This window comes from Microbacterium oleivorans, from assembly GCF_001691565.1.
Lineage (GTDB): Bacteria > Actinomycetota > Actinomycetes > Actinomycetales > Microbacteriaceae > Microbacterium > Microbacterium oleivorans_B.
Genome location: NZ_MAYO01000003.1, coordinates 2,025,103 through 2,035,840, shown reverse-complemented (window position 1 = coordinate 2,035,840; position 10,738 = coordinate 2,025,103). Strand labels below are relative to the sequence as shown.

The following is a 10,738-nucleotide window of genomic DNA, read 5'->3' as shown; positions in this document are numbered from 1 at the left end:
CGGACCGCACCGTGCAACGCCGCATCGGTGAAGCCCGGATGATCATCGAAGGATTCCCCGCCGCGGTCGCCGCGTGGGAGGCGGGCCGGATCGTGCGAGGGCATGTGCTCGCGATCGTGGATGCCGGTGCGAACCTGCCCGCAGAACTGTGGCCCGAGTTCGAGAAGGTCGCGATCGAACGCTGCGAACGCGACACCCCCAACCGGGTGCGAGGCGAACTGGAGATCCTCGCCCACCGGATGCACCCCCGGAGTTTTGCGGAGCGGCATGAGGAAGCCGCCGCGGGAAGGTGTGTGCGGTTGGTGCCGGGGCGGGACGGGATGAGCGATCTCATCGCGACCCTCCCGACGGTGATCGCCGAGGGGATCCACGATCGGCTCACGCAGCAGGCGCGAGCGATCGTCGATACGCGGGAGGAACGCGCCTCGAAGTCCGATGTGGTTGCGACAGATCAGCGGTCGACCGATCAGGTCCGCGCGGACGTGTTCGCCGATCTCCTCCTCTCCGGAACCCCCGCACTCGACGACACCCGCGACACCGCGGCCGGACCGCTCGGCGCGATCCGCGCGCGAGTGCAGGTCCTCGTTCCCGCCGCGACGCTCACCGGTGCCGATGACGGACCCTGCGATCTCGCGGGTCGGTCCCCGCTCGACCCCGCGACCGCGCGCACACTCGCCGGTGGCACCGGGATGTGGGAGCGCCTCTTCCACGACCCCACCACCGGCGTCACCGTCGCCACCGACTCATACCGCGTACCGTCCGGGATGCGCCGGTTCCTGCAAGCGCGAGATCAGCACTGCCGCTTCCCCGGATGCCGCGTCGCCGCCATCCGCTGCGAGGTCGATCACACTCACGATCACGCCCTCGGCGGCAAGACCGAACTCTCGAATCTGGCCCACCTGTGCCAACGGCACCACTCAATGAAGCAATTCACCGCATGGCGAGTCCGACAACTCACGGGTGGAGTCCTCGAATGGACCTCACCCCTCGGCAGGACCTACAGAGAAGACGCACCCACCCCGGCCGTCACCTTCACCCCTGCCGAAACGCACCCCGGAGACCCCGCACCCTACTGAGACGGCGCGGTCGCACGGCGACGCGGGTCGGGACCCCTCGCTCGCCTGACGCGAGAGCATGATGCGTCCGCGATGTCCGAACGGGTCGATACCGTCGCGCACATGACGTCATCCGAAGCCATGACCGCCTCCGCACCCCGATCGGCAACATGGACGGTATGGCTCGCATGGCCCGTGCTCTCCCTGACTCTCAGCATCGGCATCGGGGTGCTGACCGGAGCGTTCCTGACCCCGGCCGACTCTTTCGGCTCATTCCTGGAAGACCTGCGACAAGTGGGCGACTGGGCTGCACCCGCCCTCGGGCTCGGCTTCGAGACCCTCGGTGTGACGGCGACGCTCGTCGTCGCGATCGGAGCCGTGACCGGCTTCTCAGGCGATTGGTCGGGGCTGAGGCCCGGCGCCAAGCGGATTCTCCGCCCGGTGACCACCGCGCCCATCGTGCTGCTCGCGCTCATGGGCGGATTCGTCATCCCCGTGGCCGTTGCCCGCCCGGGCGATGCATCCGCCCTCCTCGCCTTCTGGGTCCTCTCCGGCGCGGTCGTGACAGCAGGGCTGAGTGTCCTCGAGGTCGAATCATAACAAGCTCTTCGCGTCCGCAGAGAACGGGAGTACCACCAGGCGATGCTCTTGCCACCGGTCCTGAGATCCGCGGCGCCGGCGCGCGAACGCTATCTCCTCGCACTCATCTCGTCCTGGCTGATTCTGCCCGGTGTGTGGATCGCCTGGAGCGGATTGCTCACTGGCCTACTGCGGGGAAACGGAGCGTACTTCTGGTCGATCTCCTCCCTGTGCATGAGTCTCGCCCTGACTCGGATCGGCTGGATGTCGCTGCAAGATCGCATCTCGCCCCGATCGACGAAGGCATTCGGGTACGGCGTAGCCCTTGTGGGCGTCCTCCTCTCAGCGACTGCGGGCCTGGTGTTCACCCTCGAGGGACCGCTCCTGATCGGCATCCCTTTCGCCATCCTCGCGATGGCGAGTGCAGTCATGTTGAGCCCCCGAACCGCCGCGAGGGTCTGGCCGTACTCGATCGTCATGCGCTGGCATACATCGAGATCGTTCGCAGCCCTGGAACGGGAGGTGAAGCCCGCCCCGCGGGCTGATGCGTCTGCGCACCGCAGTTCGCGCTGGGGCCGCTGGATCACCCGGGTCAGTCGAGCAGCTCCGCCTCGATGACGTCGTCGCTCGATTCCTCCGGCGGCGTCGGACCGCTGCTCGTCAGAACCAGCTGCGAACCGTCGACCGCGACATCCACCCGCACCACGTCGCCGTCGTGCACGCCGCCGGACAGCAGCGCCATCGCCAGCCGGTCCTGGATCTCGGACTGAATCAGCCGACGAAGCGGCCGCGCCCCGAAGAGCGGGTCGTAACCGCGCTCGGCGAGCCACGCGCGTGCATCCGGCGTCACGGCGAGAGTCAGCCGGCGATCGCGCAGCCGCCGCTGCAGCGCGTCCACCGCCAGCTCCACGATCTGCGCCAGATCGGACTCGGTCAGCGGCGTGAACATCACGACATCGTCGAGACGGTTCAGGAACTCCGGTCGGAACGCCTGCCGCACCATCGCCATGACCTGCTCGCGCTTCGTGTCATCCGTCAGCGTCGGATCGATCAGCACCGGCGAACCGATGTTGCTCGTCAGGATCAGGATCGTGTTCGTGAAATCGACCGTCCGTCCCTGACCGTCGGTCAACCGCCCGTCGTCGAGCACCTGCAGCAGCACGTCGAACACCTCGGGGTGCGCCTTCTCGACCTCGTCGAGCAGCACCACCGAATACGGACGGCGCCGCACCGCCTCGGTCAGCTGACCGCCCTGCTCGTACCCGACGTACCCCGGAGGGGCACCGACGAGCCGCGCGACGGCGTGCTTCTCGCCGTACTCGCTCATGTCGATGCGGACCATCGCGCGCTCGTCGTCGAACAGGAACTCCGCGAGCGCCTTCGCGAGCTCGGTCTTGCCGACACCCGTCGGCCCCAGGAACAGGAACGACCCGGTCGGCCGGTTCGGGTCGCTGATCCCCGCACGCGAACGACGCACGGCATCCGCCACCGTCTTCACGGCCGGCTTCTGCCCGATCAGGCGCTTGCCGAGCTCCGACTCGAGGTGCACCAGTCGAGCGCTCTCGCTCTGCAGCAGCTTTCCGACCGGGATGCCGGTCCACACCGCGATGACCTCGGCGATGTCCTCCTCGGTCACCCGATCGCCCACCATCCGCTCGGCTCCATCACCGACGGCACCCTCCGCGATCTCGGCCTCGGCCAGCTTGCGCTCGAGCGCCGGGATCTCCGCGTACAGCAGGCGCGATGCCCGTTCGAGGTCGCCCTCGCGCTGCGCACGCTCCGCCTCGACGCGCAGAGCATCGAGCCGCGTCTTGTAATCACCGACCGCGTTCAGCGACGCGCGCTCCCGCTCCCACCGTGCCTGCAGGTCGTCGAGCTGCTGCTGCACCTTCACGAGTTGGTCGCGCAGCGCCGCGAGACGCTCCTTCGACGCGTCGTCCTTCTCCTTCTTGAGCGCCAGCTCCTCGAGTTTCAGCCGATCCGCGTGACGACGCAGCTCGTCGATCTCGAGCGGCGCTGAGTCGATCTCCATGCGCAGTCGCGAGGCGGCCTCGTCGATCAGGTCGATCGCCTTGTCGGGCAGCTGCCGCGCCGGGATGTATCGGTGCGACAGCGCCGCCGCCGCCACCAGGGCGCCGTCCGAGATGGCGACCTTGTGGTGCGCCTCGTACCGCTCCTTCAGGCCGCGCAGGATCGCGATCGTGTCCTCGACGCTCGGCTCGCCGACGTATACCTGCTGGAAGCGCCGTTCCAGTGCGGCATCCTTTTCGATGAACTCGCGGTACTCGTCGAGGGTCGTCGCACCGATCAGGCGCAGCTCGCCGCGCGCGAGCATGGGCTTCAGCATGTTGGATGCCGCGACCGACCCCTCGCCGCCGCCGGCACCCATCAGCGTGTGAAGCTCGTCGATGAACGTGATCACGCGCCCTTCGGACTCGGTGATCTCCTTGAGGACGCTCTTCAACCGCTCCTCGAACTGGCCCCGGTACATCGCGCCGGCCACGAGCGCCGAGATGTCGAGCGCGATGAGCTCCTTGCCCTTCAGCGATTCCGCGACGTCGCCCGCGACGATGCGCTGGGCGAGGCCCTCGACCACCGCGGTCTTGCCGACGCCCGGCTCACCGATGAGCACGGGGTTGTTCTTCGTGCGGCGCGTGAGCACCTGACTGACCCGCCGGATCTCGCCGTCGCGGCCGACCACGGGGTCGAGTTTGCCCTGCCGAGCGCGGTCGGTGAGGTTGATGCCGAACTGCTCGAGGGCGCTGCCCTGCTCCCCCTGGCCGGGGGCCGGTTGTGCGTTCATCATCTGCTCCTGAGGGATCGAGAGAAACTTGAGTCCGTCAGGCTCAACTTTATCATGACGCCATATCGGTGGCGCAGGCGAAACGGGAGCGGTACGCCGTCGGCGTCGTCCCCAGCACCCGCGAGAAGTTCTGCCGCAGCACGGCCGCCGAACCGAACCCGCACTCATAGGCGATCGCGTCGAGACCGAGGTCGGTCTGCTCGAGCAGTCGTTGCGCGTGCAGGATCCGCTGCCGGCCGAGCCACGCACCCGGCGTCGTGCCGTAGTCGGCCTTGAACCGCCGCGCGAACGTCCGGGGCGACATGTGCGCCTTCGCCGCGAGCTGGTCGACCGAGAGATCGAGCCGCAGGTTCTCCAGCATCCAATCCGTCACGGGCGTCAGCGACAACGATGTCGACACCGGCAGCGGCGCGGCGATGAACTGCGCCTGCCCGCCGTCCCGCTGCGGCGGCACGACCATCCGACGAGCGATCGTGTTCGCCGCCTCGGCCCCGAGCTCGATCCGCAGCAGGTGCAGGCACGCGTCGAGTCCCGCCGCCGTGCCGGCGCTCGTGATGATCCGATCGGACTGCACGTACAGCACGTTCGGGTCGACCTCGATGTCGGGGTACATGCTCGCCATCGTCTCGGCGTACCGCCAGTGCGTCGTCGCGCGACGACCGGACAGGACTCCGGATGCCGCGACCGCGAACGACCCGCTGCACACCGTCAGCACCCACGCTCCTCGCTCGACCGCTCGTCGGATGACGTCGATCACGCGCGGGTCGACGTTCCCCCAGGCCTCGCGCGGGATCGGCGTGATGACGACGACGTCCGCCTCATCCGCGAACGCCAGGTCGTGATCGACATTGATCGAGAAGGCGAGGTTGCTCGGCACTGCTCCCGGATCCGGCGTCACGATGCGGAAGTCGAAGTTCGGGATGCCGTCGTCGCTCCGATCGAGCCCGAATGCCTCGCAGGCGAGCCCGAACTCGAACGGGGCGAAGCCGGGCTGCACGACGCAGGCGACGGTGCGGATCATGTGGGCCTCCGAGAAACGGGACAGGGAAAACACGCTGGCAGGATTCCGGCGATCTGTGACGATACAGCCACTCGTGGCAGGATATCGCCAAGCGTAGCGTTCCTGCCATGACCGCCGCACTCCTCCTCTTCGCTCTCGCCCTCCTCGTCACCGTCGCCGCGATGGCCGCCCTCCGGGCTGTCGTCACCGACGGTTACCGGGCTCAGCCGACCTGCCCGCTTCGGGGGAGCACCCCCGACACCCCCTACCGCCCCGCCGGACCCCGCCCCTAGACTCGGGTCCCCGCGAGAGGACACCCCATGAGCGAGCCCGTTCCGCCGTACGCGCAGCAACCCCCGCAGTACCCCCCGCCCGGATACGCGCCCTATCCTCACGTGAGTCCCTCCGCGGCGGCCGGTTCGGGAACCGGGCGGGGCATGACCATCGCCGCGCTGCTCCTGGCGGCGGCTCCCGTCCTCCTGGGCGGCCTCTGGCCCGCCATCACGATCCAGCTCTATCGGACGTCCTACGACCCGCAGCTCTACGGCATCGTCAACGCCGTGTTCTCGCTCTTCACGTGCGCCCTCGCCGTCGTCGCGCTCATCCTGGGGCTCGTCGCGGTACGGCGGGATGCCGGCGCCCGCCTCCTCGGCGGGATCGCGATAGGCCTTTCGTCCGCGACCCTCGTGGGAACGGTTCTGGGGTTCGCCTCATCGACCCTCGGCGGACTGTCGCTCTGAGCCCCCTCGTCGCACGTCGACGCGCGCGACAACGCCGGCGGCACCGGACCTCCGTCTCAGCGGCGCGTCAGGTCGGTCGCCGCAGCCAGCAGGATCCGCGCCGAGCGCGCCCAGTCGAACGACCGGATGTGAGCGGTACCCCGCTCCACCAGACGCTCCCGCACACCGGGTTCGTCGAGCGAGCGCACGGCCCGCGCGACGGCTCCCGGGTCGAGGGGATCGACGTACAGCGCGCCGTCACCGGCGACCTCGCGGAAGATCTCCATATCCGTGACGACCGCAGGGACGCCGAGCTCGAGGGCCTCCGCGACCGGCAGACCGTAGCCTTCGTCGAGACTCGTCGTCACGAGCGCGGCGTCGTCCGCCAGGAGCGCCGCGTAGGCGGCATCCGTCACACCGTCGTGGAAGACGACCGATCCCTCGCCGGCCAACGCCGTCAGCTCGTCGCGCCGCTCGGGCGAGATGCGCGACAGCAGGTGCAGGGTGTGCTCGGGCAGCTGGCGCATGGCGGTGACGAGCGTCTCGACGTTCTTGTACGGCATGAACGAGCCCATGTAGACGAGGTTCCGGACGGGACCAGCCCCGATGGCGGCGCCGTCGGGCAGCAGTTCGGCGAGGCGCTGCGGCGCGTTCGGGATCACGACCACCGGGCGCTTCGTCAGACGCACGCGCGCGAACTGGCGTGCGCTCGTCTCGCTGACCGTCGCGACGAGGTCGGCGGCGTTCAGCGTCCACCGCTGCGGCCAATACGACAGGTGGAACAGCCGCCACCCGAGGCGCACGTACCAGGGCAGCGCCCGCGGCGGCGTCCGGTGCCGGTAGTAGATCGTGTCGTGCAGCGTCAGGATGAGGCGGAACCGGCGGCCGCCCGACCCGATCGTCTGCATCGGCGAGAACAGCACGTCCGGTCGGTGGCGGTTCAGCAGCAGCGACGAGAACGGTTCTCTCACCGACGTGGGTGCGTGGATCGTCAGGGTGATCGCACCGGCCGGAAGGAAGGCGCGCTGCCGTTCGTCGTGGATCAGGTAGGTGACCTCGGTCCGGTGGGATGCCGCGGCATCCGACACCGCGCGCGCCAGTTCAGCCGAGTAGCGACTGATGCCGTCGTGGAAGTCCGTGCGGATGTAGCGCGCGTCGAAGAACAGACGCATGTCAGCCGTCGAGCGGTTCGCCGCGGTACAGCTTCTCGAACGTGTCGAGGGTCCGCTCGATGTCGTGGATCTCGACACCGTCGAGCGAGGCCTGCTGCATGCGCGAGTAGTCGGCCTGGTCGGCGGTGAGCACGGTGCGGATCTTCTCGGCCAGCTCGTCCGCGTTGCCCGGTTCGAACAGGTAGCCGTTCTCGCCGTCGTGCACGAGGTGCGGCAGCGCGACGGCGTTCGCCGCGATCACGGGGAGACCGGAAGCCATGGCCTCCATCGTCGCGATCGACTGCAGCTCGGCGACCGAGGAGATGACGAAGACGTCGGCGCGCGTGTACGCCGCCCGGAGCTCCTCCTCCGACACCCGCCCGAGGAAGGTGACCCGGTCGGTGAGGCCGAGACGCTCGGTCACCTGTCCGAGGCTCTTGCGCTGATCGCCGCCGCCGACGATCTCGAACTGGAGGTCGAGGTCGGGGAGTTTCGCGATCGCCTCGAGCGTGACCTCGACGTGCTTCTCGGTCGTGAGGCGCCCGACGAACAGCACGCGACGACGGTTCTCGCGCGGCTCGAGGTCGGGCGTGTAGTTGCTCTTGCGGATGCCGCAGCTGATCGGGATGACCCCGTCGATGTCGATCGTGTTCTCGAGGAACTCCGCCGCCTTGCGGGTGGGCGTCGTCACGGCTCGCGACATCTTGAAGGTGCGCTCCGCGTCGGCCCACGCGATCTTCAGGAAGATGTCGTACAGGAACTTCGGCAGCAGCGTGAAGTCCAGGATGTTGTCGGCCATGATGTGGTTCGTCGCGACGACGGGGATGCCACGCTGGTTCGCGATACGGGTCAGGGCGCGACCGATCACGATGTGCGACTGGCTGTGCACGACATCCGCGTCGACCTCGTCGAGCAGCCGCCGCGAGTAGTGCTTGCCCATCCACGGCAGGACGAACCGCAGCCAGTCGTGCGGCCGGTAGCGCCACCCGGGAAGGCGGTGCACGGTGAGCGGCTGGCCCTCGATGTCCTCGGTGAAGACACCGTGGTTGCGGTGCCCGACGCTCGGCGTCGCGACGTGCACGTGGTGACCGCGTGCGGCGAGACCGGCGGCGAGACGCTCGGTGAAACGAGCGCCTCCGTTGACGTCGGGCGCGAACGTGTCGGCCGCGATCACGATGGTGAGGGGGCCGCGCTCGGAAGCGGGACTGTCCGGGGGCGTCATGGTCACGGGGTACGGGCCAATCTGTGCGTCGGAAGCGGAGGGGGCTCTCCGCCGATGGGGCGCAGGGATGTGCGGGGCGCCGGGGCTCGATTCTAGCCCCGGCGCCGTTTCGGGCCCGCTGGGAGGTCGGCGCGCCTCGTGCTCAGGACCGTCCGAGGCGCCCCCCCTACGCTTGTCGGCATGACCCGCATCTCCGCTCAGCCCGACCCTGCGCAGTGGGTTCCGATCACCGGCTCGTTCGGGTTCCGCGGGCGCCGTGCACGCAAGAAGGCGATCGGGATGCTGCTCGCCCAGGCGAACGCCGCGTTCGGTCGCGAGCAGCCCGGCAGCAAGGTCGCCGCGTGGGCGATGAGCCAGGCGATCCCCGCCCTGATGCGGCGCGCCGACGGGCGCCTGCTGGCCTGGGTGTGGAAGGACGACCCCGAGCTCCTCGTCACGATGGCTCAGGTGCAGGAGCTCACGCCTCAGCTGCGCACGATGCGCGCGAGCATGCCGATCGAGTACGACGACACCGTCAGCTTCACCGGGTCGCCGCTGGGCGTGGGCGAGAAACTCGAGATGCCCCTGCCGCCGAACCCGCGCCAGACGCCGTTCGCGTCGTACACCTGGGACACCGGCACCCACCTCGTGACCCTGACCGCCGTCATCTCCGACCGCGAGCGGTTCGGCACCGTCATCCCCGCCGTCGACGCGCTCGCCCGTTCGCTCCGCCTCGTGACCGACCTGACCGTCGGCGAGGGCCCCGGCACCCTCCGCATCGACCCCGCCTGACCCCCGGCATCCGCTGGACGGCGTCGAGGCGTCGACCGGAGTGCACGCGCTCCAGGACGCGGCGGCGGTCGGGGCCGCGATGCGAGCGGTTCACGCGGATGACCCGCCAGCCGGCGGCGGCGAGCGCGTCTAGACGTTCGACGTCGCGCGCGTACTGACGGTCGTCGAGGCGGTGCTCCTGCCCGTCGTACTCGAGCAGCACCCTCGTCGGCGCGTGGACCAGATCGCCGTAAGCCAGGAACCGGCCGTGTGCATCTCGGATGGCTTCGTTGACGGCGAACTCGGGAAGGCCGGCGTCCGCGGCGTCGAGGCGGAGGAGCGTCTCGGCGACGGAATCGGTCCGCGCACGGGCGCGGGTGAGCGCACGACGCAAGCTGCCGATATGGCGCGTTCTTCTGCGCTCGTACACAGCCCGGGCGAGATCGTCGACCGCGAGCACAGGCTGCTGCCTCCGCATGAGCGAGTCAGCCGCGACGACGAGTTCCCGGTCATCGAGGACGGATGCCGCCCCGCACCCCTGCGCCGCGCGCACGTCCCGTCGGGCGGGCAGCGGAGACATCGACCTCCGCCCTCACACGGTCGGGGATCCACCCGCCGGCCAGTGCGATCGCCGTCGCGTGGGAGAAGTGCTCGCCTGGGCGCAGCTTGGGCAGGTACGCGATCGCGCGGGCGACGGCGCCGGTCGACTCATGCTGTGCGCGGACTCCGCGATAGGGCCGCGACACGTCGCGCCCGCGCAATCGCGCGTACGTCACCCCGGCATCCTTCGCATCTGCGAGTGCGAACACGGGAGGCAGGTGTGCGGGAAGCGGCGTCGGCGGTCTCATCCCCGGAGGCTCGTTCTCCGCCCGCCCCTCAGGTCACCGGCATCCGCTTTCTGTGCACAACGCGACGCCTCCACCACCCGGGCAGGAGCCTCGACCCGACGCGAAGTGTCGTCATCAGTCGGCGGTGAGCGCAGTTCGCGTCGGCTCGACCCCGCCGGCAGCGCGTCAGTCGTCGGGGAGGGAGGGGTGCGGGCGGTACAGGACGACGTCGGTCGCTCGGCGCACGCGCGTGCCCTGACGGAGCGTGACGACCGAGCCGGTCGCGCCGGCGGCGAACACGCGGGCACCGCGGCGGGCGGCGACCTCGTCGCGCAGGCGACCCTGCAGTCCCGAGACCTCGCGGCGCAGCATCCGCACCTGGTTCTCGAGGTCGATGATGCGCGAGATGGCCGGCAGGCTCACGCCGTCGGCCGACATCTGCGCCACCTCGCGCAGCTGCGCGACGTGCCGGAGGGAGTACCGGCGCGACCCACCACGGGTGCGCGCCGGTACCACGAGTCCCAGCCGGTCGTACTGACGCAGCGTCTGCGGGTGCATGCCGGCGAGCTCGGCCGCCACCGCGATCGCCAGGATCGGGGCGTCTTCGTCGACCTGCTCGTTCGCCATGCCTC

The 10,738-nt window shown here is 69.6% G+C and carries 13 protein-coding genes; 5 read left to right on the top strand and 8 right to left on the bottom strand.

Annotation, left to right across the window (positions count from 1 at the left end; all coding sequences use genetic code 11):
• Together BBA86_RS12520 and BBA86_RS12515 are read left to right on the top strand one after the other, a co-directional pair.
• The coding region (locus BBA86_RS12520; RefSeq protein ID WP_083199654.1) for an HNH endonuclease signature motif containing protein at positions 1-1,076 on the top strand (1,076 nt) is incomplete at its 5' end.
• Between the two features lie 102 nt (positions 1,077-1,178).
• Complete coding sequence (locus tag BBA86_RS12515) at positions 1,179-1,655, top strand: hypothetical protein (RefSeq protein ID WP_141677876.1); 477 nt, start codon at positions 1,179-1,181, stop codon at positions 1,653-1,655.
• A gap of 89 nt (positions 1,656-1,744) precedes the next feature.
• On the opposite strand, the gene BBA86_RS12510 is transcribed toward BBA86_RS12515, so the two are convergent.
• The 3 genes from BBA86_RS12510 to BBA86_RS12500 all read right to left on the bottom strand — a co-directional run bounded on the left by BBA86_RS12510 (position 1,745) and on the right by BBA86_RS12500 (position 5,458).
• Positions 1,745-2,113, bottom strand: a complete 369-nt coding sequence (locus tag BBA86_RS12510) for a hypothetical protein (protein ID WP_065571856.1) — start codon at positions 2,111-2,113, stop codon at positions 1,745-1,747.
• Positions 2,114-2,226: 113 nt separating this feature from the next.
• Entirely contained in the window at positions 2,227-4,437 is a 2,211-nt protein-coding gene (locus tag BBA86_RS12505) for an AAA family ATPase (RefSeq protein WP_083199653.1), read from the bottom strand.
• Between the two features lie 52 nt (positions 4,438-4,489).
• Complete coding sequence (locus tag BBA86_RS12500; protein WP_065571855.1) at positions 4,490-5,458, bottom strand: GlxA family transcriptional regulator; 969 nt, start codon at positions 5,456-5,458, stop codon at positions 4,490-4,492.
• 107 nt (positions 5,459-5,565) lie between these two features.
• Between BBA86_RS12500 and BBA86_RS14625 the strand changes: the two genes are divergently transcribed.
• Complete coding sequence (locus tag BBA86_RS14625) at positions 5,566-5,730, top strand: hypothetical protein (RefSeq protein WP_189318467.1); 165 nt, start codon at positions 5,566-5,568, stop codon at positions 5,728-5,730.
• Positions 5,731-5,757: 27 nt separating this feature from the next.
• A complete protein-coding gene (locus tag BBA86_RS12495; RefSeq protein ID WP_065571854.1) occupies positions 5,758-6,177 on the top strand; it encodes a hypothetical protein in 420 nt (139 codons plus the stop codon).
• Positions 6,178-6,233: 56 nt separating this feature from the next.
• Here the strand turns inward: BBA86_RS12495 and BBA86_RS12490 are convergent, their stop codons facing one another.
• Both BBA86_RS12490 and BBA86_RS12485 read right to left on the bottom strand, forming a co-directional pair.
• On the bottom strand, positions 6,234-7,328 hold the full coding sequence (locus tag BBA86_RS12490) for a glycosyltransferase family 4 protein (protein WP_065571853.1): 1,095 nt from the start codon (positions 7,326-7,328) through the stop codon (positions 6,234-6,236).
• 1 nt (position 7,329) lies between these two features.
• Positions 7,330-8,529 carry a glycosyltransferase gene (locus BBA86_RS12485; RefSeq protein WP_065572302.1) on the bottom strand — a complete coding sequence of 400 codons (1,200 nt, stop codon included), beginning with the start codon at positions 8,527-8,529 and terminating at the stop codon, positions 7,330-7,332.
• 180 nt (positions 8,530-8,709) lie between these two features.
• Here BBA86_RS12485 and BBA86_RS12480 point away from each other — a divergent pair, with 180 nt between their 5' ends.
• Positions 8,710-9,300, top strand: a complete 591-nt coding sequence (locus tag BBA86_RS12480; RefSeq protein ID WP_065571852.1) for a hypothetical protein — start codon at positions 8,710-8,712, stop codon at positions 9,298-9,300.
• Here the strand turns inward: BBA86_RS12480 and BBA86_RS12475 are convergent.
• From BBA86_RS12475 to BBA86_RS12465, 3 genes are all read right to left on the bottom strand, one after another.
• A complete protein-coding gene (locus tag BBA86_RS12475) occupies positions 9,203-9,757 on the bottom strand; it encodes a DUF559 domain-containing protein (RefSeq protein ID WP_223247125.1) in 555 nt (184 codons plus the stop codon). The genes BBA86_RS12480 and BBA86_RS12475 overlap by 98 nt on opposite strands.
• A gap of 31 nt (positions 9,758-9,788) precedes the next feature.
• Positions 9,789-10,127 (bottom strand): hypothetical protein, encoded by a 339-nt coding sequence (locus tag BBA86_RS14715; RefSeq protein ID WP_223247093.1) that lies wholly within the window; start codon positions 10,125-10,127, stop codon positions 9,789-9,791.
• Between the two features lie 165 nt (positions 10,128-10,292).
• Positions 10,293-10,733, bottom strand: coding sequence for a heat shock protein transcriptional repressor HspR (locus tag BBA86_RS12465; protein WP_065571849.1), 441 nt, complete (start codon positions 10,731-10,733; stop codon positions 10,293-10,295).
• Between the last annotated feature and the right edge of the window lie 5 nt (positions 10,734-10,738).